Here is a 23,404-nt window from a genome sequence, read left to right as displayed (position 1 = left end):
GTCCCGAGCGACGGCACAACGAGAAGGGGGTGACCCTCCGTGGTCGAGCTGACCGGACGGGCCCGGCGGGAGCACGCGGCTGAGCGGATCGTCCGATGGCTCCGGACGCCACGGGGTCGGCGGGCCGTACGCGTGACCGCCGTCCTCACCGGCTGCTACGTCTGGGCCATGGTCATCGTCGGGTTCTCGTTCGCCCTGGTCGAACGCGGCGCCCGGCACTGGTGGCTGATACTTCCGTTCGGCCTGCTGGTTCCGCTGATCGCGCTGGCCGCCGTACGCGCCGTCCCGGCCGCACCAGGGCCCGGCGCCGAGGCGGATGAGCCGGGCGTCGAGGCGGTCCGGCCCCCGGCCGGCACCGGCCCCGCTGCGAGGTCCCGGTCGGACGCCCGGCCGCCGCAGCCCGACGGCACCGGATCGGCCCGCCCCGCCGGGCCGGAGACCGGCACCGCGGCGGCCGGGCTGCCGCTGGAGCCGCTCAGCGGGCGGGAACTGCAGGTGCTGGCGCAGTTGGCGGCAGGGCGCTCCAACCGCGAGATCGCCAATGCCCTGTACGTCGCCCAGGGCACCGTCAAGGCGCACCTCAACCACATCTTCCGGAAGCTCGGGGCCGCCAGCCGGCTCCAGGCGGTCACGCACGCGCACCAGGCGGGCCTGCTCGACCGGGTCCGCGACGAGAAATAAACCCCCCGCTAAACCCCGGCATGGCCGTTCGGCAGACGCCGGCCGCGCCGCCGGCTGCCTAGCGTCGGGCCCCTGCGTTCGATCCCGCTGGCACCGCGACTCGTCGAGGCGGTCGCGGCTGCGCAGCAGACCGGAAGAGAAGGAGCCTGCGATCGCCATGCCCCACGACGCACAGACCAGCCGTGGCTGGCCACGTCCACTACTGCTGCCGCTCTCGCTCGCCGTGGCGTTCGTCGCCGTCGTCGAGGGACTGTCCCTGGCCGAGTTTCTCCCGGTTCCGGTCGCGCTGCTCGTCGCGGTCGGTTGGGGGCTGGCGATCAGCCTGCTCACCGGCTGGCTCCGGAACCGGGCGACGCTGAGCGCGTGGTTAGAGGACGGCCTGGTCGCCCTCGGTGTCGTCGCGATGGCCCTGTTCGCCTTCGGCGGTGCGGCCGGGCTCCTGCTGCTCGGTGCCGCCCTGGACAGCCCCACCCTGACCGGAGAGACCCTGGTCCTGATGTTCCTGCCGAGCATCCCGGTCGCGATCATGGCGAACGTCCCGACGGAACTGGTCGTGGTTCCGATGCTCCTGGTCCTGGGCTGGCGCCCGGGACTACGGCGGATCCTGATCGTCGCCGCCGCGGCGCTGTACCTCGTACACCGGATCTGGACCTACCTGGTCTTCGCCTCCTCCCGGCTGGACTTCGCCGAGACGGAGCGCTCGACGACAGCGCTGACCGAGGCGGAACGCGAGCAGCTGGCGGCGGCCCTGCAGGTCGACGACCCCCGGTGGATCCTCAACCTGGCCATCTTCGCGGTCTTCCTCCTGGCCGCGTACTTCTCCCGGGTACGGGAGATCAGCTGGCGGGCAGCGGTGCCGGGCAGCCGCGTGCGCGCCACCTGACCGGCGGCGTCGACCCAGACGCCGACGAGCGGTGCCCGGCGGGCGGCTCCGGATCGATCAGCTCCGGATCGATCAGCGGAGCGGATGGCGGGTGGTGCCGGCCAGGACCCGGCCGGCACCACCCGCAGAGGTCAGGTCAGCAGTTCCCCGTTGACCCGGCGCGGCAGCCCGAGCGGGTTGCTCGCCCGCAGCGCCGCCGGCAGCAACTCGTCGGGCATGCCCTGGTAGGCGACGGGACGCAGGAACCGGCGCAGCGCGGTGACCCCGACCGAGGTGTGCAGCGAGCCGGTGGTCGCCGGCCACGGCCCGCCGTGCTGCATCGCCCACGTCACCGCCACCCCGGTCGGCCAGCCGTTCCAGATCACCCGGCCGGCCCGCCCGGCCGCCAGCTCCACCACCCGGGCCGCCACCGGATCGTCGGCGCCCTCGCCGTGCACGGTGGCGGTCAGCGCACCCGGGACGACGGCCAGCGCGGCCAGCAGTTCCGCCTCGTCGGCGTACTCGACCAGCAGGGCGGCCGGACCGAAGCACTCCGCGAGCAGCCGGTCGGCGTGCCGGACGAGGTCACCTGCCGAGACCGCCAGCAGTTGCGCGGCGGCCCGGTAACCGGACTGGTCGACCTGGGCGGGCGGAACCACCGTCCGTACCCCGGGCACTCCGGCCAGCGCGGCCGCCCCCTCCCGGTACGCGTCCCGGATCCGGGAGTTGAGCAGCGGGCCGAGCGGCGCGGCGGCGACCGCCTTGCCGAGTACCCCGTCCAGCTGGTGCCCCGCCGGCAGGAAGAGCAGACCGGGCTTGGTGCAGAACTGGCCCGTGCCGAGGGTGACCGAGCCGACGAACGCCTCGGCGATCGTGTTGCCCCGGGCGGCGAGCGCGGCCGGGGTGACCACGGTCGGGTTCAGCGAGCCGAGTTCGCCGTAGAAGGGGATCGGGTCGGTCCGGCCGGCGGCGAGGTCCGCCAGCGCCCGACCGCCGGAGGCGGAGCCGGTGAAGGCGCCGGCCGCGATCGCCGGATGGGTGATCAGGGCCTGGCCCGCCGCCATCCCCCGGACCACCGCGAACGTGCCGACCGGGGCGCCGCCCTCGGCGAGGGCGTTGGTGATCAGCGCGCCGCACAAGTCGGAGAGCCCGGGGTGGCCGGGGTGCGCCTTCACCACCACCGGGCAGCCGGCGGCCAGCGCGCTCGCCGTGTCGCCGCCGGGCACCGAGAAGGCGAGCGGGAAGTTCGACGCCGCGTAGACCGCGACCGGACCGACCGGAACCAGCATCCGGCGCAGGTCCGGTCGGGGCGCCGGCAGCGCGTCCGGGTCGGGCAGGTCGATCACCACCTCCAGGAACGACCCTTCCGTCACGGCGTCGGCGAACATCTCCAGCTGCACCCGGGTCCGGGTCAGCTCGCTGTGCAGCCGGGCCGTGCCGAGGCCCGTCTCGGCGTCGCCGAGCGCGACGATCTCGTCCCGGGAGCCCTCCAGCGCGGCGCCGATCCGGCGGAGCAGCTCCGCGCGGGTGGCCAGCGGCAGCGCCGCGTACCTCTCGGCCGCGGCGGCGGCCAGCCGGCAGACCGCGTCCAGGGCGTCGGTACCGGTGTGCGGCACCGGGTGGCCGGTCGGCGTGCCGGTGTACGGGTTCATCGGCTGGTCCAGGTCCATACCAGTCTCCGTCGGTCGAGGGGTGATCACGGGGCGGGTACCAGTGTCCCCAACATCCTCTCCGGGGTCGCGGGGTGCCGCCCGCCGCGAGCAGTCCGCCGTCGCCCGGGTCACCCGGTGCGGTAGTTCCGTCCGGGCGGCACGGAGGGTGTCCATAATCCCTGCGGCCACCTCGGCGGCCGGCCGCTGCCGGGTCCGCTCGTCCAGCCAGAGGTCGACGAGCGTTCCGGACGAGTCGAGCGTCACCTCGACCAGCCCGTCGGCGTCCCGCGTGCTCACCCGGATCGCGGCGAGCCGGCGGGACAGCTCATCGGCCCGCTCCACACGGTCGGCGAACGAGACCTGCCAGGCGTCCACCAGGCGCCGCGCCGCGGGGAGTTCCGCCTCGTTGTTCCACATGCCGCCCCCTCCCGGTGCATCGGTCATCACCGGCAAGTCTGCCCGGCAGGCGTCCGGACGTCCGTCCACCCCCGTCGGGCGCGCAGCGGTCCGGCGGGGGGGGGATCAGGGTCGTCGACTCGGCGGTACCCCGCCGCCGCAGGCGGACACCGCCCCGGTCTCGCCGCGCCGTCCCGGCCGATCAGGGGTAGCATCGTGTCACCGGGTCAGACATGCGCCCAGCGTCGCCACCGATGCGAACGGTGACGACACGACGACGGATCATCGATCGACCGTCCGACCGGGAGGCAGCGTGTCGACAGGACCGAGGCCGGAGATCGCCGCGCGACGCTCCTGGTCCGGCCCGAGCCGACCCGCCGGGTGACCCGCCCGTCGCCATCAGCCGCAACCAACATCGCCGACAGTAGGCCCGCTGGTCGGCTCCGGTGCACCGACGCAGTGCCGACGCCTGCGGGGGCACAGCCGGCACGCCACGCTGGGCGATTCTCGACCGCCATCGGTACAGCGGCACCGCACGGACAGTCGATCGAGGTCAGTCTCGGCGGCCTCAGCCGATCACCAAATTGAATGGATACTCAGGTGAATAGTCACGCCTTTTCCGAAACAGCCGGCGAGCCGGCGTTCGCCATCGAACTCGACCCCGGCCCCGACCAGACCCTGATCGTCCGGCTCGTCGGTGCGCTGGACATGGACAACGCCGACGCGCTGCACGAGACGCTGCACCGCGCGCTGCGTCACCGGTTCCGTCGGGTGACCGTCGACCTTTCCCAAGTGACCTTCTGCGACTCCTCCGGTATCGGGGCGCTGCTGCTCAGCCACGCCGAGGCCGATCGGATCGGCTGCCGGCTCATCGCCGTCGCCCCTCGTCCCTTCGTACGGCGGGTGTTCGAACTCACCGGGGTGACCGGACTGCTCGGCCTCGATCCGCCCAGCATCCCCGAGCCGTCCGGTCCCGGTCGTAGCGCCGCGGCGGTCGCCGTCGACCCCGGCCCGGGTCCGAACGCCGAAGGCTCGCGGTCGGTGGCGTAGGGCGAGGACCACCGGCGTACGGTTCCCGCATCGAATCCACAGCGACCGGTCCGCGAAGGAAGGTCAGATTGACGCCTTTCATCCGTCCGGGGTGGGTTCAGGGCGTTCGCGCGGGGTACTGAGGGCTCAACCGACCCGAGGTGAGGCACTCATGACCTTCAATCCCCTGATTGAACCGGGAATCCCTCTGGACCGACAGCTCAGGAACTGGCGCGAACTGGACGTCGAGCCGCTGGACCCGGACGCCACGGACCCGTACACCCGGTGTCGGGTCATCGTCATGAACGGCATCGAGATCGAGTCCATCATGTTCAGCCACCATCTCGCCCGTACCTGCCCGGATCCGGAGGTGAAGCGGCAGCTGGCGTACACGCGGTACATCGAGGCGCAGCAGCAGAAGGTCGTCAACTGGCTGCTGCCGCCGATCGCCAGCACGCTGGAGACCACCATCGCCTACGAGCAGGTGGCGGTCGACCTGACCGCCTGGGTCGCCCGGATGGAACCCGACCCGTACCTGAAGCAGGCGTACCAGTTCGGGGTGCTGGAGGACTTCGACCACCTGTACCGGTACGCCAACCTGTTCGAGATGGTCGAACGGCGCAAGGCGGAGAAGGTGGTGGACGGCCTGACCGAGGTGATGCCCGGGCGGCCGACCAAGGCCCACCACCGGCACCCGTACGACAACGTCCGCGATCCGTACGACCGGCACACCGTCGACCCGCTGTCCCGGCTACACGCCCTCACCGTCATGTCGGCCGAGCAACAGACGATGAACTTCTACATGAACGTCGGACCGCAGTACATGGAGCCGATCGCCCGGCAGCTCTACGTCGAGATCGGCATGATCGAACAGGAGCACGTGACCCACTACGAGTCGCTGGTGGATCCGGGCGAAACCTGGTGGGAGCGGCTGGTCACGCACGAGTACAACGAGGTGTACCTCTACCACTCCTTCATGACCCAGGAGCCGGACCCGAGGATCAGGGCGATCTGGGAACTGCACCTGAACATGGAGCTGGCGCAGTTGCGGCTCGCCTGTGACCTGATGCGTCGCTTCGACGGCCGGGACCCGGCCGAGGTACTGCCGGCGGAACTCCCCACCCCGGTGACCTTCGAGCCGAACAAGGAGTTTCTGCGGCACCTGCTGGACACGCAGATCGACCTGACCACACTGGGTGCGGGCTACGTGCGCGAGGCGCACGAACGATTCGAGAAGCTCCAGGAGCAGATCCACGGCGGGGCGGAGCCGCCCAGCGAGCGGGTGATCGACATGCACCGGGAACGCTTCGGCGCGGAGTACCGGATCGAGACCGAGGGTCCGCATCCGGTGGAGTCGCTGCGCGCGGAGCGTGACCGGTGAGCGCCGGCCGGACGGACGGCGGTACCGACGGAGTGGACGTCATCGACCTGCTGCTCGCCCAGCACGCGCGGATCGAGGAGCTGTTTCGCACGGTCGCATCGAGCGACGGCGACGCGAAACGCCACGGGCGGCCCACCCCGCGCACCGGTTGGTGGCGCTCGCCGCGGCGGTCCGGGCCGCCGAGGCGGTCGCTCCGACCCGGCCACACCCCGGGGTGGAGTCGGCCACCGCGAACCTGCTGCTCGGTCCGCCCGTCGCGGTCGTCGCCGCGGTTCGCAACGCGATCCGCGGCGTGACCCGTGCCTGAACGAGTCTTCCGCAGCGGCCCCGACGGGACGGCGGCGGGATCGCGGCGGCCGGGCGGGCGGTAGGGGCGGAGAACCCGGCCCGCGCGGGGTGTCGCCGCAGTGCGCCCTGGCCACCGCCATCCCGCCGCCGCCACGGGTGTCCCGGCCGGTGAGTCCGGGTGAGCTGGTGGCGCCGCTGACCGGGCCCGGTAAGCGGCGCTGGCCGCACCCGTCGGGCGACCGGTCACGGTCGGGGCCGGGCCCCGTCCCGCACCAGGTGCCGTACCCGGGTCCACGCCACCAAACGGCGGACCGGTCACGCCACCGGGACGTACTTCTCCAGGTCGTCAAGGATCTTGCCGGCAGCGGTGACCCCGATCCCGGTCATCCAGGTCTCGTCGGCGACCACGTACGCCCGGCCGGCCTTGACCGCCGTGAGGTTCTTCCAGAGGCTGCCGCCGGTCACCCTGGCCTGCTCGGCCGCGGCCTTCTCACCGAACGCGGTGACGAAGATGATGTCGCCGTCGACCTCGGAGATCCGCTCCGGGCTCACCTTGTCGAACCGCCTGTCCTCCTTGTTCGCCAGCAGTTGCCGCTCCGGCCGGCCCAGCCCGACGTCACCGAGCACCAGCCCGGAGAAGGACTCCGGACCGTAGACCCGGATCTCGGTGGGGCGGAACCGGACGATCGAGATCCTCCGGGCGGCGGCGTTGCCGAGCCTGGCGCCCAGCTCCTCGGCCCGCTTCTCGTAGCCGGCCAGCAGCTCCCTGGCCTCCTGCTCCTTGCCGAGCGCCTGCCCGTCGAGGAGGAAGTTCTCCTTCCAGGTGATGCCGACACGCTCGGTGAAGACGGTCGGGGCGATCGCGGACAACTCGTCGTAGAACTTCTCCTGGCGGAACTTGCTGCCCAGGATGAGGTCCGGCTGGAGCGCGGTGATCGCCTCCAGGTCCGGCTCGGTGAGCAGGCCCACCCGCTTGATCCCGGCGACCCGCTCCGCGCCGAAGTACGACGGCCAACCGGCCATCTCACCGGCCAGGGCGGCGCCCACCGGTACGACACCGAGCGAGAGGGCGGTGTCGACCTTGTCGGTGTCGAGTACGACGACCCGCTTCGGCTGTGCCGGTACCTCGGTGCTGCCCATCGCGTGGGTGACGGTCCGGGTCTCGCCCCCGGCCTCCGCCCCGACCACGGGGTCGCTGCTGGTGCAGCCGGCCAGGCCGGCGCCGAGGGCGGCGACGGTGAGCATCGTCATGACTGTGCGGCGCATGGGGAACCTTTCTCCAGGGAGAGCGTGCCCAGGGCGGGGACGACCAGTGGCGCCCCGGTCACCGGGCAGGGCACGACGACGCAGTCGAGCCCGAAGACGTCGCGGACCAGGTCCGCGGTGAGAATCTGCCGGGGCGGCCCGGTGGCCACCACCGCGCCGTCGCGCATCGCGACCAGGTGGTCGGCGTACCGGGCGGCCAGGTTGAGGTCGTGCAGGACGGCGACGACGGTCCGGCCGCGTTCGGTACGCAACCGGTGCAGCAGGTCGAGCACCTCCACCTGGTGGGCCAGGTCGAGGAAGGTGGTCGGCTCGTCGAGCAGGAGCGCCTCGGTGTCCTGGGCCAGCGTCATGGCGATCCAGACCCGCTGCCGCTGCCCGCCGGAGAGGGTGTCGACGGGCCGCTGCGCCAGCGCCGCGACGTCGGCCAGCACCATCGCCTCGCGGACCGCGACCTCGTCCTCCGGGGACCACTGCCGCCACCACCGCTGGTACGGCTGCCGCCCCCGCCCGACCAGGTCGGCCACGGTCACCCCCTCGGGCACCAGCGGGCTCTGCGGGAGTACGCCCAGCCGGCGGGCGACCGCCCGGGTCGGCAGGTCCCGGATCGCCGCCCCGTCCAGCAGCACCGTGCCCCGGCGCGGGGCGAGCAGCCGGGCCATGGTCCGCAGCAGGGTCGACTTGCCGCAGGCGTTCGGCCCGACGATGACGGTGAACGCGTCGGACGGCAGGTCCAGGTCGAGGCCGTCGATGACCGACCGGTCCTCGTAGCCGACCGCGAGATCGCGGGTGGAGAGCATCTAGGAGACCTTCCGTCGGGCGCGGAGCAGCAGATAGATCAGGTACGGACCGCCGAGGGCCGCGGTCAGTACCCCGGCCGGAAGCTGGGTGGGTGCGAAGAGCCGGCGGCCGGCGAGGTCGGCGAGGACCACCAGCAGCGCACCGACCAGGGCGGCGCAGAACAGTGGCGGCCGCTCGGCCCGGACCAGCCGCCGGGCCATCTGCGGGGCGGCGAGGGCCACGAAGTCCACCGCGCCGACCTGCGCGGTGACCATCGCGGCGGCCAGCACCCCGGCGGTGGCCAGGCCGACCCGGCGGGCGACCGGGCGCAACCCGATGCCCCGGGCGGTGTCGTCGTCCAACGCGCTGCCGTTCAGCGCCCAGCCGGCCCAGAGCAGCACCGGCAACAACAGCAGCAGGGTCGCCCCGAGGTACGCCGTCTCCCGCCAGCCCTTGCCGGCAAGCGTGCCGACCAGCCAGATCTGGGCCCGGATCCCGTCGATCGGGTCCGCCGAGAGCATCACCACCTCGGTCAGCGCCCGCAGCGCCACCGCGACGGCGACACCGGCCAGCACGAACCGCTGCGCGGCCAGTCCGTGCCGCAGGCCGAGCAGCAGCACCGCGACCGCCGCGAGGAGGCCACCGGCGAGCGCGGCCGGGGCGATCAGCACCGCGCTCGCCCCGGCGGTCAGCGCCACGGTGGCGGCGAGTCCGGCGCCCTGGCTGACCCCGATGACGTCGGGACTGGCCAGCGGGTTGCGGGCGACGGTCTGGATCAGCGTGCCGGCGATGCCGAAGACCGCCCCGACCGCCACCGCGAGGACCACCCGGGGCAGCCGCAGCTCGAGGACGACGAGGTCGTACCGGGTACCGGCGCCGGTGAGCGAGCGGAGCACGTCCTGCGGGGCGACGTACGGGGTGCCGAGGGAGAGCGCCAGCACCACGGCGGCGGCGAGCAGCAGGGCGAGTGCCCCGCCGACCAGCAACGGCCGGTGCCGGACGACCACCCGGGTGGGGCCGAGCCGGACCAGGGTACGTCCCACCGGCATCGCCGGGATCACCTCGCTCCGGCCGGTCACGCGGTCACCACCCGGGCCCGGCGGATCAGCAGCACCAGCAGGGGTGCCCCGAGCAGCGCGGTGACGATGCCGGCCGGCACCTCGCCGGGCGGCGCGACGAGCCGGCCGATGACGTCGGCGGCGAGCAGCAGGGCCGGCCCGAGCAGCGCCGCCAGCCCGAGGGTCCAGCGGTGGTCGGCGCCGACCAGGGCGCGGGCCAGGTGCGGCACGGCGAGCCCGATGAACGCGATCGGTCCGGCCGCCGCGACCGCCGCCCCGATGAGCAGCACCGCGCCCACTCCCCCGGCGAGCCGGACCAGCCCGATCCGGTGCCCCAGCCCGCGGGCGACGTCGTCACCGAGGGCGAGCGCGTCCAGGCCTCGGGCGGCGAACCCGGCCAGCAGGAGGCCGACCAGCACGAAGGGTACGACCTGGCCGGCAACGCCGACGTCCCGGCCGGTCAGGCCGCCGACCACCCAGAACCGGTACTCCTCGAAGGTGCGGGCGTCGACGGTGAGCAGGGCGATGACCGTCGCACCGAGGCTCGCGTCCAGGGCGACGCCGACCAGCGCCAGGGTCACCGGGCTGGCACCCTCACGGACCCGGTTGGCGATGCCGAAGACGAGCAGGCCGGCGAGGAGGGCACCGACGACACCGAACCAGACGTACCCGGCCAGCGTCCCGACCCCGAAGACCGCGATCGCGAGCACCACACCGAGGGATGCGCCGGCGCTGACCCCGAGGATCCGCGGCTCGGCCAGCGGGTTGCGGGTCAGTGCCTGGAGCAGCACCCCGGCCAGCGCCAGGGCCGGCCCGACGACGAGCCCGAGCAGGGTACGCGGCACCCGCAGCTCCCGGACGATGGTGCTCGCCTCGCCGCCGTCGGGTGCGACCAGCGCGAGCCACACCTGGCCGGGGGCGAGCGGCTTGCTGCCGAGCGCGAGACTCGCCAGTACGGCCAACGCCAGCAGTACGGCCACCGCGGCGGTGACCGTGACCCGCCGGCCGGCCCGGCGGTCCGGTCGGGCTGCGGTCCTGGGTACCTCGGCCGGTACCGTCGTCACGTGCTTTCCCCGTACCTCTCGAATTAGGTTCGCCTAACCTTACGACCCGCGTTTCGCCGCGCCTCACCGGGATGACGTACGGATGCAGGCTTTGCAGGAAACGAACGATCGTGCTATCAATTCCGGGTGAGCAAGGGTGCGGCCACCCGGCAGGCGGTGCTGGCGGAGGCGACCGAGGTCGCCAGCCGGCTCGGTCTCGGCGGCCTCACGATCGGCTCGCTCGCCGCCCGGCTCGACATGTCCAAGAGCGGCCTGTTCGCGCACTTCCGCTCGAAGGAGGCGCTGCATCTGCAGGTGCTCGGCTACGCCCGGGACGCCTTCGTCGCCGAGGTGGTCCGCCCGGCGCTACGCGCCCCCCGGGGCGAGGCCCGGATGCGGGCGCTCTTCGACAACTGGCTGGAGAGCGTCAACGTCGCCGCCGCCTGCCTCTTCGTCTCGGCCTCGACCGAGTTCGACGACCAGCCCGGTCCGGTCCGGGACCAGTTGGTCGCCGACCACCGCGACCTTTCCGACGTCATCGCGCAGATCTTCCGCACCGGGATCGCCGAGGGCCAGTTCGACGAGGCCGCCGACCCCGAGCGGTTCGCCCACGACCTGCACAGCGTCATGCTCGGCGCCTTCCACTCGCGGCGCCTGCTGAACGACCCGCGCACCGACACCTGGGCCCGGCAGTCCTTCGAGGCCCTGCTGGACGCCGCCCGGCCGAAGTCCGGCTGACCGCACCCCGACCCGAGGAGTCATCGTGACCGGCACCTACGTCCGACGCAAGAAAAGCACGATCGTTCGTTCCTTTCGCTGGGTCATCATCACCGGGATGCGGGCCGCCTTCCGTACCCTGGAACACCTGGCGCCGGAGGCCGGCGGCCGGCTCGCGCTCCGGCTCTGGTGCACCCCGCCCCGCCGGCGCACCCCCACCGCCCGCACGGTGCCGGCCGGGACCGGCGCCGCCACCTTCACCGGCCCGCACGACGGCGCCCCCCGCACCGTCGCCGTCAACGGCGGTACGGTCACCAGCCGGGCCTGGGGCAGTGGCCCCTTCGTCTACCTGGCGCACGGCTGGGGCGGTTCCGCCACCCAGCTGCACGGCTTCGTCCCCACGCTGGTGGCCGCCGGCTACCGGGTGGTCGCCTGGGACGCGCTCAGTCACGGCCGCTCCGGACCGGGCGCGCTCGGCCCGCACCGGGCCACGCTCAGCGAGTTCGCCGACGCGCTGACGGCGGTCGTCCGCGCCCACGGCCCTGCGCACGCCGTGATCGCCCACTCGCTCGGCGCCAGCGCGGCCGGGCTCGCCGTCCTCGACGGGCTGCCGGTGCGTCGACTGGTGATGATCGCCCCGCTCGCCGACCCTCTCCCCCACATCGGGGCGTTCCGGCGGACTCTCGGTATCGGCCCGGCGGTCGGCGACCGGCTCATCGCGGCGATGGAGTCGCTGGTCGGCCGGCCGATCGCCGACTTCGACCTAGGGGCCCGCGCCCGGGGTGCCGGGCAACTGCCGCCGCTGCTGGTGGTGCAGGACCGCGACGACCGCGAGGTGAGCCCGACCGACGGGGTCACCATGGCCGCCGCCTGGCCGGGCCGGCTGTACCGCACCGCCGGGCTCGGGCACGGCCGCATCCTGGCCGACCCCGAGGTCGTACGCCGGGTCGTCGACTTCGTCCGCGAGGCGGGGCCCGACGCCGAACCCGACCACACCGCCGGCACCGGCCGGTCACCGGTGCCTCGGGAAGACCCGCCTCCGGTACCTCCTGGGGACGCCCTTCCGGTACCACAGGAGGTGACCTGACGGGTGACGGTCCCGCGATGGGCTGACCCCGTCGGGTCCCGGCTCGAAACGTGAAACCCCGTGCCACACTTGCCGGATGCGGCGCCTGACGACCCTGGTGGCCGCCGCGGTGCTGGTCCTCCCGGCCGGCGGCGCGGCAGCCCGACCGGCCGCCGGGCAGGTGGCGGCCGCTGCCCGCGCCGCCGCCGGCACCCCGGTCTGCACCGTCGACGACGAGCGGCTGGTGGAGATCTCCGGGCTGGCCGCCACCGACGACGGCTACGTGGTGGTCAACGACAGCTCCGACCTGGAAAGCCGGCGGCGGATCTTCTTCCTCGACCGGGACTGCGCGGTCACCCGCACCGTCCGCTACCCGTCCCGCCCCCGGGACACCGAGGACCTGGTCCGGGCGCCGGACGGCACCATCTGGATCGGTGACGTCGGCGACAACAACCGGGTACGCGAGACCGTCGCGTTTTGGAAACTGGCCCCGGGTGCCCGGTCGCCCGTGCTGTACCGGGTCAGTTACCCGGACGGCGCGCACGACGCGGAGGCGCTGCTGCTCTCCGCCGACGGCACCCCGATCATCGTCACCAAGGACTCCGGCACGCCCGGCCTCTACGCCCCGGTCCGGGAGCTGCGGGCCGGGCAGACCACCCCGCTGCGCAGGGTCGGCGAGGTCACCCTGCCGAGGAGCACCACCAGCAACCCCTTCTCGATCTTCGGACGGCTGCTCGTCACCGGCGGCGCGGTCGCCCCGGACGGCACCCGGGTGGTGCTGCGCACCTACGCCGACGCCCTGGAGTTCGACGTCACCGACGGCGACGTGGTCCGCGCCGTCACCGAGGGGACGCCCCGGGTCGTACCGCTGCCCGACGAGCCGCAGGGCGAGGCGATCACGTACGACCCGGACGGGACGGCGCTGCTGACGCTCTCGGAGAAGGCGGAGACCGAATCCGCCGCCGACCCGGTGCTGCTGCGCTATCCGATCCCGGACCGGGAGCCGAAACAGTCCTCCTCGCCGGGCACCAGCGCCGGGCCGGCCACACAGGACACCCGACTCGACCGGGACCGGGCGGCGGAGTCGAGCCGGGACGTGACCGGCCGGTTCGTCGGCGCGGTGACGCTGACCCTGCTGGTCCTGGTGGTGGCCGCCGGATTCGCCATCTGGCGGGCCCGCCGCCGGCCGTCGGGCCGGGGTCGATAGCGCCCGTCACCGACGCACCCCGCGCAACTCTGGCGGATCGACCCGGCGCGCTGACGTCACCGGCGACGGTCAGCCCCCGTCAGCACCGTCGAAGAGCCGGCGGTACTCGCCATATCCCTCGCGCTCCAGGTCGGCCAGGGGTACGAAGCGCAGCGCGGCGGAGTTCATGCAGTACCGCAGCCCGCCCCGTTCCCGTGGACCGTCGTCGAAGAGGTGGCCGAGGTGGCTGTCCCCGTGCGCCGACCGCACCTCGGTACGCACCATCCCGAGGGTCGAGTCGTCGACCTGCACCACGTTCGCGGGTTCGATCGACGCGGTGAAGCTCGGCCACCCGGTACCGCTGTCGAACTTGTCGACCGAGGCGAACAGCGGCTCGCCGGAGACGACGTCGACGTAGATGCCCGGTTCCTCGCTGTCCCAGTACTCGTTCCGGAACGGCGGTTCCGTGCCGGACTCTTGGGTCACGTGGTACTGCTGCGGGGACAGCCGGGAAACGACCTCCGGGTCCTTGCGGTACTCCTTCGACACCACCGGTCCTCCTTGCCCGTATCCTGCCCGGACGGGTACGCCCGGCACCGCGCTGGCCACGGACGCGCTGGGGCGCGGGTGGCAGAGCCGGAGTTCCCTACCCGACCGGCGACACCGGAAACCACTGCCGGGCGTCGCTCACCACTGGGGTGACGCGGAGCCGTCGGCGCCGACCCCGGTGCCGACCACCTGGCCCGGCCGGTCGAGCGCGGCGAGCTTGGCACGCACCTTGCCCGCCTCGATGTGGTCGACGTCGCCGAGCACCGCCAACGCCTCCCGCCAGACGTCCCCGGCGGCTCGCGGGTCCCCGAACGCGTGGTGGGTGTCACCGAGGTGCGACAGGGTGATGCCCTCCAGGTGGCGGTCGCCGATCGCCCGGTAGAGCCGCAGGGCCTGGTCGTAGCAGCGCAGCGACCGGGCCCGGTGGCCGAGATGGTGGTGCGCCCGGCCCAGACTCTCCCAGGTGTTGGCCTGCCCGTTGCGGTCGTCGAGTTCCTGGAGTTCGAGGAGGGCCTGCTCGCAGTAGGCCAGTGCCGAGGAGTGGTCCTCCAGCAGGGTGTGGTACCAGCCGACCGCGTTGCGCGCCCGCGCCACCCCGAGCCGACTGCCGGCGTCATGGAGCAGCCCGAGCGCTCTCCGGGCGTGGTCGAGCGCCTCGGGAAGCCGGCCCCGCCGCTCCCACATCAGCGACAGGTTCAGGTGCGTGTGCCCCTGCCCGGCCTGGTCACCGCAGTGGTCGTACAGCTCCAGGGCGTTGCGCAGCTGGGTGTCCGCGTCGTCGAGCCGGCCCAGCCGGGTGTAGGCCCGGGCGAGGAACCGGTACGCGACGGCCTGGGCCGCCGGCTCGGCGAGCCGGCGCGCGGCGGCCACCGCCGCACGCTGGGTGCCGACGAGGTCGTACCAGTGGCCGCGGCGGTCCAGATAGGTGGCCAGGATCCAGGCCAGCTGCCATGTCTGCACGTCGCGTCCACTGCCGGCGACGTGTACGAGAAGGGCCAGCAACACGAGGCGTTCGGCGGCGAACCAGTCGAGTGCCCCCTGGTCGTCGACGGGACACTCCGGGGTGACCCCGGGGCGGAGCCGGCCGAGCGGAAGCGGACTCGGCTCGGTCCGCAGCTTGGCGTCGGCGGCGTTCCCGCTGTGCAGGTAGTGGTCGAGCAGCCGGTCGACGGCGGATCGACGCCGCCGCGCCGAGTCGACCTGCTCGGCCACCTCGGCCGCGTAGGCTCGCAGCAGGTCGTGCGGGGCGTACCGGCCGACGGCGCGCTGCCCGAGCAGGTTCGACCGGGTCAGCTCGGCCAGTGCCTCCCGCACTTCGGCCAGCGGCCGACCGGCGAGACTGGCCGCCGCGGCGGCCGAGAGGTCCGGCCCGGGGTGCAGGCCGAGCAGTCGGAACAGTCGCGCGGCGGCCGGACTGAGCGACCGGTACGACCAGGAGAAGACCGCTCGCAGGTCGGTGGTCGGATCGCCGGTGCTCAGCGCGTCGAGCCGGCCGGCGCCCCGGCGCAACTGGCCGGCCAGATCGGCCAGGGAGAGGTTCCGGCTGGTGGCGACCTGGGCGGCCACGATCGCCAACGCCAGCGGCAGCCCGGCACACCGGGCCAGGATATCGACCACCGCCTGCGGTTCCTCGCCGGCCCGGTGATCGCCGATCCGCCGCAGGAGCAGTTCGCGGGCCTCCCGGGCGGGCAGCGGCTCGACCGGTACCGGTGTGGCGCCCTCGATGGCGACCAGGTCCGTCAACCGGGCCCGGCTGGTGACCAGGACCAGGCAGCCGGGCCCGCCGGGCAGCAGTGGGCGAAGCTGGGCGGCGTCCCGGGCGTTGTCCAGCAGCACCAGCATCCGCCGGTGGAACATCTGGCTGCGGTAGAGCGCCGCCTGCGCATCGGGGTCGGTCGGGATCCGCTCGGCCGGCACCGCGAGCGCGTCGAGGAACTGCCGCACCGCCTCGGCCGGGTCCACCGCCGGGCCGGCCGGGTCGAAGCCACGCAGGTTGACGTAGAGCTGGCCGTCGGGGAAACGGTGTGCCGCCTGGTGTGCCCAGTGCACCGCCAGGGTGGTCTTGCCGACACCGGCGGTGCCGGAGACCACGGCGATGACGGTCGCGGCCGGTCCGGGCGGCCGGGTCGCCCGGTCCAGCAGGCCGTCGAGCCGGGTCAACTCGCCCGTCCGGCCGGTGAACTCCGCCAGGTCCGCCGGAAGCTGCGCCGGCTTCGACGCGTTCCGGGCCACCCCCACCGGAGGCATCACCGGGCGGGCCGGACGGGCCGGCTGTTTCTCGTCCCGCAGCAGCGCGGCGTGCGCGGCCGCCAGCGCCGGCCCGGGCGCCACGCCCAGGTCCTCGGCAAGCCGCCGGCGCACCTCGTGGTACGCGGCGAATGCCTGCCCGCGCCGTCCCGCCACGTGGTACGCCCGGATCAGCCGGGCGTGTGCCGCCTCGTCCAGCGGCGCGGCGATTGCCGCCTCCGCCAGGATCGGCAACCCCTCGGCGGCCCGACCGGCGGCGATCATCACCTCGCCGTACCGCCCGAGTGCCGCCTGCCGCTCGCCGGCCAGCGCGACCACCTTCGGGTGGCTCGCCAGGGTGGGTATGTCGGCGAGCGCTGGGCCGTGCCACAGCGCCAGCGCCTCGCCGAGCAGTTCCGCCGCCGCGTCGAGCTGCCCCCGCCGCTGCGCGGTCGCGGCCGCGTCGACCCGCTGGCGGAACTGCGTGACGTCCAGCCCGGCGTCCGGCAGGTGCAGCGCGTAGCCGTCGCCGACCAGCCGCAGCACGGTTCCCCGGTCCCGGGGGCGCCGTTCCGGTTCGAGCAGCCGGCGCAGGTGCTTGACGTGGGTCTGGATGACGTTCGCCGCGCTGCTGGGCGGCTCCCGGTCGTACCAGAGCCCGCGCATGAGTTCGGCGCGTTGCAGCGGCTTGCCCCCGGCCAGTGCCAGCAGGCCCAGCACCACCCGTCGGGCCGCCGGTCCCAGGTCGAGCGGTTCACCGTCGCGCCAGGCCCGAACCGGACCGAGCAGCTGAATCCGCACGAGCGCCCCCCGCCGTCCGTCCACCGCCACCGCCGCCGGGTGTTTTCGGGTGCGGCGGCCACCTGACGTCGAACTTAGATCAGCGCCGGTTGATGTGCCTATCGGACCAACGGCGGTTTCCGGAGGCGGCCATCACTGCTTCACCGGGTCTACCGAGCCACCACCCGGACGGCGAGGCAACGGTGCCCGGGACTCACTGTCCGGGCCCGTTCCAGTCGACCAACTGGACGATGACGCCGTTGGGGTCGCGTACCTGGAAGGCCCGCTCGCCCCACTCCTCGACGGTGAGCGGCATGGTGATGGTGACGCCCTCGGCCTGGAGGCGGGCGAGTTCGCCCTCCAGGTCCTCGACCACGAAGGCCAGGATCAGGCCGCGGGCGTGGTCGTCGCGCTGGTCCGCCGGCAGTGACGGTAGGCCCTGGCGCAGGAAGACGACGTTCATCCCGGCGTCTTCCCTGGTCAGCGAGGCGAAGCCGTCGGCGGCCATGGTCTCGTGGAATCCGAAGTGCGTGACGAGGAAACTGCTGGAGGCGGCGACGTCGGCCACGTTCAGCGAGACGGCGGATGAGGTGATCTTCACGAGCGGCTCCCTGGGAATCGAACTAACTCCTTACATTGTACAACGTACTAGGTACGGATATTCCCACCCGCCGGCACCCGCCAACGACGCGGCACCCCGGACCCGGCCGCGCGATGTCCGGAACACGCCCAGCCCCACCGGGCGGTTTCGCACACCTGTCGGGTAATTTCTGTTCTGGCCGTCGCCCGCCGAGGAGCTGGCGTCGGGCGGCCTCGCGGGACAGGAGATGGCACAGGCATGGGTAAACGGACGGTTCACGTCTCCGACTTCAGTGGCAAGGTGGTCCGGTCCGCCGACGAGGTGGTCCGGATCGTGGTGCTGGACCACCCCGACCTGGTCGCCGGGCCGGTGCGGTTGGAGGCCGAGCCGACCGAGGTCGAGAGCATCGACGACGCGGCGCTCGACGTCGCGGTCGTGGAGATCCACGATGGCCGGCCCGGGGAGGCGCCCCGCCGGGTGGTGCTCACCGCCAGCGAGTTCGACGCCCTCGCCACCGACGTGCCCATGGCCCAGCTGCTGCGGACCGCCGAACGGGTACGCCCGGCCAGGGCGAGTCGGGAACGGATCGACTACGCCACTCTGGAGCACGCCGGCAAACCGCACCGGGGCCGGGTCACCGAGGAGGAGGCGCGGTTGGTGCGCGACCACCTCGACGAGGTCAACAAGCGCCTCGCCGACGAGGGGATCCGGCAGATCGACCCCGCCGACCCCGAGCACGCCGCCCGGTACGGCTTCCTGACCGCCTGACGGTGACCTGCGGTCCGGTCGTTCCGGGCAGGGGTCCGCGGTCCGGTCGTTCCGGACAGGAACGGGGACAAGATCGACGGGACGGGCGCCGTGAACCATAATCGGTGCGGTGCCGCACCCCGGCATCACGTCCGGTTCCGGGCGACCCCTCGGCCGCCGCACCGACCGGACCGGTGGAACCGACTCCTCGGAGGTGCCGTGAGCGACCCGACCAGCCCGGCGGGCAAGGTGGACACGACCGTGGCGCATCCCGCCCGCCGCTACAACTACTGGCTGGGTGGCAAGGACAACTTCGCCGCCGACCGGATCTCCGGCGACCAGGTGGCCGCCGTCTTCCCGACGGTCAAACGCGCCGCCCAGGAGAACCGCAGGTTCCTGCAACGCACGGTGGGGTTCCTGACCGGGGAGGTCGGCATCCGGCAGTTCCTCGACATCGGCACCGGGCTGCCGACCGCCGACAACACCCACGAGGTAGCCCAGCGGATCGCACCCGAGTCCCGGGTCGTCTATGTGGACAACGATCCGCTGGTGATGGCACACGCCAGGGCCCTGCTCAGCTCCTCCCCGGAGGGCCGGAGCGCCTACATCGAACGGGACCTGCGCGATCCGGCGTCGATCCTGGAGGCCCCGGATCTGCACGACACCCTCGACCTGCGGCAGCCGGTCGGGTTGACGCTGGTCGCGATCCTGCACTTCGTACGCGACTTCGAGGACCCGTACGGCGTCGTGGCCCGGCTCGTCGGCGCGCTGCCGTCCGGCAGTTACCTGGTGATGTCACACGGCACCTACGACGGCGTACCGGCGGAGATTGTCGCGAAGCTGGAGGAGGCGAACGCCGCCACCGGCGGACTGAGCCGGCCCCGCAGCCGGGACGAGTTCACCCGGTTCTTCACCGGCCTGGACCTGGTCGACCCGGGGGTCGTGCCGATCGGGAACTGGCGGCCGGCGCCCGGCAGCACCCCACCCGAGCCGGACGACATCTGCATGTACGGGGCGGTCGCCCGGATTCCGTGAGCGTCCGCACCGGCCCGCCGGTCTGAAGAGTTCCTTAAGCCGGCCGGCTGGCCTCGGCCGATCCGAGCGTCCACACCTAGGATCTGCCGGTGCGTACCAGGACCATCCCCGGGCTGATCGCGACCGTACTGGCGACCGCGATCGGCCTGACCGCTTGCGGCTCGGCGGCGGACGACCGGTCCACCGCCCCGCAATCGGCTCCAGCGGTCGCCGACACCGGTGCCGCGACGCCGTCGCCGTCGGCTCCGGCCACTCCGTCACCCACCGCCAGGCCGTCCGCCTCCACCAGGCCGGCGCCGGCGCTGCCCCGGCCGGGCAACCCGAAGGGCCGGGCCGCCGTCCCGGCCGAGGCCCGCGCGGTGGACACGACCAGGCCGACCCGGGTGATCGGCACCGGTACGCCGGCGAGCTGCACCTCCGAGGCGGTGGTCGCGGCGGTCGCCAAGGGCGGGATCATCACCTTCTCCTGCGGCCCCGCCCCGGTCACCATCACGATGCGGGCGACCGCGAAGATCCGGAACTCGACCGGTCCCCGGATCGTGCTCGACGGCGGCGGCAAGGTCACGCTCAGCGGCGGCGGCAAGCGCCGGATCCTCTACATGAACACCTGCGATCGGGCGCAGGGCTGGACCACCTCGCACTGCCAGGACCAGGACCACCCGCAGCTCACCGTGCAGAACCTGACCTTCGCCGACGGCAACTCCACCGGCGAGAAGGCCGAGGGCGGCGGTGGCGGGGCGATCTTCGTCCGGGGCGGGCGGTTCAAGGTGGTCAACTCACGGTTCGTCCGCAACCGGTGCGACCGGACCGGTCCGGATCTCGGCGGCGCGGCGATCCGGGTGCTCAGCCAGCACAAGGGGCTTCCGGTGTACGTGGTGAACAGCACCTTCGGTGGCGCCGCCGGGCAGGGCGGCAGCTGCGCCAACGGCGGCGCGCTGAGCAGCATCGGTGTCTCCTGGGTGGTGCTCAACAGCGTGCTGAGCCACAACCGGGCGGTCGGCCGGGGTGCCAACCCGGCCCGGAGCGGTACGCCCGGCGGTGGCAGCGGCGGTGCCATCTACGCCGACGGCAACCGGTTCACGGTGACGATCGCCGGCAGCGTGGTGCAGGACAACCGGGCCAACGAGGGCGGCGGAGCGGTCTTCTTCGTCAGCAACGACCGGACCGGGACGATGCGGATCGAGGGTTCGACGTTGCGGCGCAATCCCAGCGACGGCTTCGAGACCCGGGGCTTCCCGGGGATCTTCTTCCTCGGCGCCCGCAACCCGACGGTCACCGGCTCGACCCTGCGGTAGCGCGTCCGCTCCTGCCCCGACCGGCAGGCTTGTCAGCCTGAACTCAGATTGCATACTGTAGTCAGGATAACGCATACGGGACCGCGCCGCTGTCGCGTCGCTGGGCGCCGGGCGGACGTCGTACGAGAAGGGAGCAGCACGTGCGAGTTGCAGTGCTCGGAGCCGGCGCCATCGGCGCGTACGTCGGTGCGTCCCTGTGCCGGGCCGGGGTGGATGTCCAGTTGATCGCCCGCGGTGCACACCTGGCCGCGCTGCGGGCGAAGGGGGTACGGGTGCACAGTCCCCGGGGCGACTTCGCGGCGCACCCGCACGCCACCGACGACCCGCACGAGGTCGGGCCGGTGGACTACGTGTTCCTCGGCCTCAAGGCGCACTCCTACCCCTCGGTGGGGCCGCTACTAGAACCGCTGCTCGGCCCGGAGACCGCGCTCGTCGCCGGGCAGAACGGCATCCCGTGGTGGTATTTCCACAAGCTCGCGGGGCCGTACGAGGGGCAGCGGATCGAGGCCGTCGATCCGGGCGGGGCGACCTCGGCGGTGATGGCTCCGGAGCGGGCGATCGGCTGCGTTGTCTACCCGGCCACCGTGATCGAGTCGCCCGGGGTGATCCGGCACCTGGAGGGGACCCGGTTCTCCATCGGAGAGCCGGACGGCACGGTCTCGCAGCGGTGTCAGCGGTTCAGCGACGCGATGGTGGCCGGCGGACTGAAGTGTCCGGTCGAGCCGCGACTGCGCGACGACATCTGGATCAAGTTGATGGGGAACGTGTCACTGAACCCGATCAGCGCCCTGACCAGGGCCACCATGGCGGAGATCTGCGAGAGCCCCGGCACCCGCCGGGTGGTCGAGCAGATGATGACGGAGACACTCGACATCGCCAGCCGGGTCGGCAGTACGCCGGAGATCTCGATCAGCAAGCGCGTCGAGGGCGCCCGGCGGGTCGGCCACCACAAGACCTCGATGTTGCAGGACCTCGAGGCGGGCAAGGAGATGGAACTCGACGCGATCGTCGCCGCCGTGGTGGAGATCGCCGACATCACCGGTGCGCCGGCACCCACGCTGCGCACCATTTACGCCGCGACCGAGCTGCTGGCCAAGACCGTGGCCCGGCCGGCGCCGGCCCCAGCATGACGACCGCCTGACCGTCCGGTGCCGGTCGACCATCGGCGGGACCCACCGATCCATCGACCCGTCCCGGCCCGGCAATCTCGCCAATCCGCAGGACACCCGAGGCCCTGGAGGCTCCCGTGACCCTGATCCGCAAGCCAGGCACCGCCTGGGAGGACGTCTTCGCCCGCTGCCGCGAGACCGCACCCGAGGCCTTCGCCGACGACCGCGTCCGCAACTACTGGGGCGGGCGGTGGCGTGCCGACGGCGACCCGGTCCCGGCCACCTCACCGGTCGACGGCACCCCGATCGCCGGCCCGCCCCGGCTGACCGCGACCACCACCGCCGAGGCGGTCCGGGCCGCCGCCGACACCCACCGCGGCTGGTCGACCCGGCCGCTGGCCGAGCGCAGGGCCCGGGTCAGCGCGACGCTCGACGCCCTCGCGGCACACCGCGACCTGTTGGCGCTGCTGCTGGTCTGGGAGATCGGCAAACCGTGGCGGCTGGCCACCGCGGACGTCGACCGCTGCCTCGACGGGGTGCGGTGGTACGTCGAGGAGATCGACTCCATGCTCGCCGGCCGCTCCCCGCTGCCCGGGCCGATCAGCAACATCTCAAGCTGGAACTACCCGATGAGCGTCATCATGCACTCGGTACTGGTGCAGGTGCTCGCCGGCAATGCGGTGGTGGCCAAGGCGCCCACCGATGGCGGGGTGAGCTGCCTGACCCTGGCCATCGCCCTCGCCGCCCGGCACGGCCTGCCGATCACGCTGGTCAGCGGCGGCGGTGCCGAACTCTCCCCGGTGCTGGTGGACTCGCCCGAGATCGCCTGCGTCTTCTTCGTCGGGGGCCGCTCCGCCGGCAGCCAGGTCGCCGCCGGCCTGCTCAACTCCAGCAAGCGGCACGTGCTGGAGCAGGAGGGGCTGAACTGCTGGGGCGTCTGGGAGTTCAGCGACTGGGACGCCCTCGCCGGCAACGTCCGCAGGTCCTTCGAGTACGCCAAGCAGCGCTGCACCGCCTACCCCCGGTACGTCGTACAGCGCTCGCTCTTCGACCGGTTCCTCACCGCGTACCTGCCGGCGGTCCGGGACGTCCGGTTCGGACATCCGCTCGCGGTCGAGCCGGGACAGGACGGCTTCCCCGACCTCGACTTCGGTCCCCTGATCAACGACCTCAAGGCCAAGGAGCTGACCGACGTCGTCGAGGCGGCGATCGCCAAGGGCGGCATACCGCTGCACCGTGGGTCGCTGGACGACGGTCGGTTCCTGCCCGGCCAGGACCGGTCGGCGTACCTGGCCCCGGTGGCGATCCTCGCTCCGCCGCCCTCCTCGCCGCTGTTCCACGCCGAACCGTTCGGGCCGGTCGACACGATCGTGCTGGTCGACACCGAGGCCGAACTGCTGGCCGGGATGAACGCCAGCAACGGGGCGCTGGTCGCCTCGCTGGCCTGTGACGACGACGCGACCGCGCAGCGGCTGGGCGGCGAGCTGCGGGCGTTCAAGATCGGTGTCAACCGGCCCCGCTCCCGGGGTGACCGGCAGGAGGTCTTCGGCGGCCGGGGCGCCTCCTGGCGGGGCGACTTCGTCGGCGGCGCCCTGCTGGTGCACGCGGTGACCGAGGGCCCGCCCGGCGAGCGCCGGTACGGCAACTTCCCCACCCACGCCCACTACCCGGAGGTCTGAAC

21 protein-coding genes are annotated in these 23,404 nt (G+C 73.1%); 13 read left to right on the top strand and 8 right to left on the bottom strand.

The window, feature by feature from the left end; translation table 11 throughout:
* Positions 1–39 precede the first annotated feature (39 nt).
* Entirely contained in the window at positions 40–681 is a 642-nt protein-coding gene (locus ABNF97_RS00755) for a helix-turn-helix transcriptional regulator (RefSeq protein ID WP_349337291.1), read from the top strand.
* A 157-nt stretch (positions 682–838) separates the two neighbouring features.
* The gene (locus tag ABNF97_RS00750) at positions 839–1,564 is read left to right on the top strand and encodes a hypothetical protein (RefSeq protein ID WP_349337290.1); all 726 of its coding nucleotides are present in this window, start codon (positions 839–841) and stop codon (positions 1,562–1,564) included.
* Positions 1,565–1,695: 131 nt separating this feature from the next.
* On the opposite strand, the gene ABNF97_RS00745 is transcribed toward ABNF97_RS00750, so the two are convergent.
* Positions 1,696–3,639, bottom strand: coding sequence for an aldehyde dehydrogenase family protein (locus ABNF97_RS00745; protein WP_349337289.1), 1,944 nt, complete (start codon positions 3,637–3,639; stop codon positions 1,696–1,698).
* Positions 3,640–4,191: 552 nt separating this feature from the next.
* On the opposite strand from ABNF97_RS00745, the gene ABNF97_RS00740 reads away from it, so the two are divergent.
* The 3 genes from ABNF97_RS00740 (at position 4,192) to ABNF97_RS00730 (ending at position 6,308) form a co-directional block, all read left to right on the top strand.
* Entirely contained in the window at positions 4,192–4,641 is a 450-nt protein-coding gene (locus tag ABNF97_RS00740) for an STAS domain-containing protein (protein ID WP_349337288.1), read from the top strand.
* 151 nt (positions 4,642–4,792) lie between these two features.
* Positions 4,793–6,001: a hypothetical protein gene (locus tag ABNF97_RS00735; protein ID WP_349337287.1), complete on the top strand. Its 1,209-nt coding sequence runs from the start codon at positions 4,793–4,795 to the stop codon at positions 5,999–6,001.
* A 151-nt stretch (positions 6,002–6,152) separates the two neighbouring features.
* Positions 6,153–6,308 carry a hypothetical protein gene (locus ABNF97_RS00730; protein ID WP_207230500.1) on the top strand — a complete coding sequence of 52 codons (156 nt, stop codon included), beginning with the start codon at positions 6,153–6,155 and terminating at the stop codon, positions 6,306–6,308.
* 296 nt (positions 6,309–6,604) lie between these two features.
* Here ABNF97_RS00730 and ABNF97_RS00725 read toward each other — a convergent pair whose 3' ends face one another.
* Genes ABNF97_RS00725 through ABNF97_RS00710 form a run of 4 tightly spaced genes read right to left on the bottom strand, consistent with a single transcriptional unit; the run spans position 6,605 to position 10,454 of the window.
* Positions 6,605–7,555, bottom strand: coding sequence for an ABC transporter substrate-binding protein (locus ABNF97_RS00725; RefSeq protein WP_130462605.1), 951 nt, complete (start codon positions 7,553–7,555; stop codon positions 6,605–6,607).
* Positions 7,537–8,352 carry an ATP-binding cassette domain-containing protein gene (locus tag ABNF97_RS00720; protein ID WP_130462604.1) on the bottom strand — a complete coding sequence of 272 codons (816 nt, stop codon included), beginning with the start codon at positions 8,350–8,352 and terminating at the stop codon, positions 7,537–7,539. Before ABNF97_RS00720 ends, ABNF97_RS00725 begins: the two co-directional genes overlap by 19 nt.
* Positions 8,353–9,411 (bottom strand): FecCD family ABC transporter permease, encoded by a 1,059-nt coding sequence (locus tag ABNF97_RS00715; RefSeq protein ID WP_349337286.1) that lies wholly within the window; start codon positions 9,409–9,411, stop codon positions 8,353–8,355.
* Positions 9,408–10,454, bottom strand: coding sequence for a FecCD family ABC transporter permease (locus ABNF97_RS00710; protein WP_349337285.1), 1,047 nt, complete (start codon positions 10,452–10,454; stop codon positions 9,408–9,410). Before ABNF97_RS00710 ends, ABNF97_RS00715 begins: the two co-directional genes overlap by 4 nt.
* 126 nt (positions 10,455–10,580) lie before the next feature.
* Between ABNF97_RS00710 and ABNF97_RS00705 the strand changes: the two genes are divergently transcribed.
* From ABNF97_RS00705 to ABNF97_RS00695, 3 genes are all read left to right on the top strand, one after another.
* Positions 10,581–11,171 (top strand): TetR family transcriptional regulator C-terminal domain-containing protein, encoded by a 591-nt coding sequence (locus ABNF97_RS00705; RefSeq protein WP_130462602.1) that lies wholly within the window; start codon positions 10,581–10,583, stop codon positions 11,169–11,171.
* 25 nt (positions 11,172–11,196) lie between these two features.
* Positions 11,197–12,237 carry an alpha/beta fold hydrolase gene (locus ABNF97_RS00700; protein WP_349337284.1) on the top strand — a complete coding sequence of 347 codons (1,041 nt, stop codon included), beginning with the start codon at positions 11,197–11,199 and terminating at the stop codon, positions 12,235–12,237.
* A gap of 76 nt (positions 12,238–12,313) precedes the next feature.
* Positions 12,314–13,423, top strand: coding sequence for a hypothetical protein (locus tag ABNF97_RS00695; RefSeq protein ID WP_349337283.1), 1,110 nt, complete (start codon positions 12,314–12,316; stop codon positions 13,421–13,423).
* Positions 13,424–13,492: 69 nt separating this feature from the next.
* Here ABNF97_RS00695 and msrB read toward each other — a convergent pair whose 3' ends face one another.
* From msrB to ABNF97_RS00680, 3 genes are all read right to left on the bottom strand, one after another.
* Positions 13,493–13,954 carry a peptide-methionine (R)-S-oxide reductase MsrB gene (msrB, locus tag ABNF97_RS00690; RefSeq protein WP_486484622.1) on the bottom strand — a complete coding sequence of 154 codons (462 nt, stop codon included), beginning with the start codon at positions 13,952–13,954 and terminating at the stop codon, positions 13,493–13,495.
* A 135-nt stretch (positions 13,955–14,089) separates the two neighbouring features.
* Positions 14,090–16,978 carry an AfsR/SARP family transcriptional regulator gene (locus tag ABNF97_RS00685; protein ID WP_349337282.1) on the bottom strand — a complete coding sequence of 963 codons (2,889 nt, stop codon included), beginning with the start codon at positions 16,976–16,978 and terminating at the stop codon, positions 14,090–14,092.
* Positions 16,979–17,171: 193 nt separating this feature from the next.
* The gene (locus tag ABNF97_RS00680; RefSeq protein WP_349337281.1) at positions 17,172–17,558 is read right to left on the bottom strand and encodes a VOC family protein; all 387 of its coding nucleotides are present in this window, start codon (positions 17,556–17,558) and stop codon (positions 17,172–17,174) included.
* A 237-nt stretch (positions 17,559–17,795) separates the two neighbouring features.
* Here ABNF97_RS00680 and ABNF97_RS00675 point away from each other — a divergent pair, with 237 nt between their 5' ends.
* From ABNF97_RS00675 to ABNF97_RS00655, 5 genes are all read left to right on the top strand, one after another.
* On the top strand, positions 17,796–18,305 hold the full coding sequence (locus ABNF97_RS00675; RefSeq protein ID WP_130462599.1) for a hypothetical protein: 510 nt from the start codon (positions 17,796–17,798) through the stop codon (positions 18,303–18,305).
* A gap of 198 nt (positions 18,306–18,503) precedes the next feature.
* A complete protein-coding gene (locus ABNF97_RS00670; protein ID WP_349337280.1) occupies positions 18,504–19,319 on the top strand; it encodes an SAM-dependent methyltransferase in 816 nt (271 codons plus the stop codon).
* A gap of 89 nt (positions 19,320–19,408) precedes the next feature.
* Positions 19,409–20,614 (top strand): hypothetical protein, encoded by a 1,206-nt coding sequence (locus ABNF97_RS00665; RefSeq protein WP_349337279.1) that lies wholly within the window; start codon positions 19,409–19,411, stop codon positions 20,612–20,614.
* A gap of 140 nt (positions 20,615–20,754) precedes the next feature.
* Positions 20,755–21,744: a 2-dehydropantoate 2-reductase gene (locus ABNF97_RS00660; RefSeq protein ID WP_349337278.1), complete on the top strand. Its 990-nt coding sequence runs from the start codon at positions 20,755–20,757 to the stop codon at positions 21,742–21,744.
* Between the two features lie 116 nt (positions 21,745–21,860).
* The gene (locus ABNF97_RS00655) at positions 21,861–23,402 is read left to right on the top strand and encodes an aldehyde dehydrogenase family protein (protein ID WP_349337277.1); all 1,542 of its coding nucleotides are present in this window, start codon (positions 21,861–21,863) and stop codon (positions 23,400–23,402) included.
* Positions 23,403–23,404 lie beyond the last annotated feature (2 nt).

The sequence above is a fragment of the Plantactinospora sp. B6F1 genome, from assembly GCF_040120695.1.
GTDB lineage: Bacteria > Actinomycetota > Actinomycetes > Mycobacteriales > Micromonosporaceae > Plantactinospora.
The sequence above is the reverse complement of the archived record's forward strand: the minus strand, read 5'-3'. Positions and strand labels throughout refer to the sequence as shown.

What these genes read in the sequence shown, in the direction of transcription:
- ABNF97_RS00750 (WP_349337290.1), top strand. Translation starts at nt 839, where the DNA reads ATGCCCCACGACGCACAGACCAGCCGTGGCTGGCCACGTCCACTACTG.
- ABNF97_RS00745 (WP_349337289.1), bottom strand. Translation starts at nt 3,639, where the DNA reads ATGACCGATGCACCGGGAGGGGGCGGCATGTGGAACAACGAGGCGGAA.
- ABNF97_RS00735 (WP_349337287.1), top strand. Translation starts at nt 4,793, where the DNA reads ATGACCTTCAATCCCCTGATTGAACCGGGAATCCCTCTGGACCGACAG.
- ABNF97_RS00725 (WP_130462605.1), bottom strand. Translation starts at nt 7,555, where the DNA reads ATGCGCCGCACAGTCATGACGATGCTCACCGTCGCCGCCCTCGGCGCC.
- ABNF97_RS00720 (WP_130462604.1), bottom strand. Translation starts at nt 8,352, where the DNA reads ATGCTCTCCACCCGCGATCTCGCGGTCGGCTACGAGGACCGGTCGGTC.
- ABNF97_RS00695 (WP_349337283.1), top strand. Translation starts at nt 12,314, where the DNA reads ATGCGGCGCCTGACGACCCTGGTGGCCGCCGCGGTGCTGGTCCTCCCG.
- ABNF97_RS00675 (WP_130462599.1), top strand. Translation starts at nt 17,796, where the DNA reads ATGGGTAAACGGACGGTTCACGTCTCCGACTTCAGTGGCAAGGTGGTC.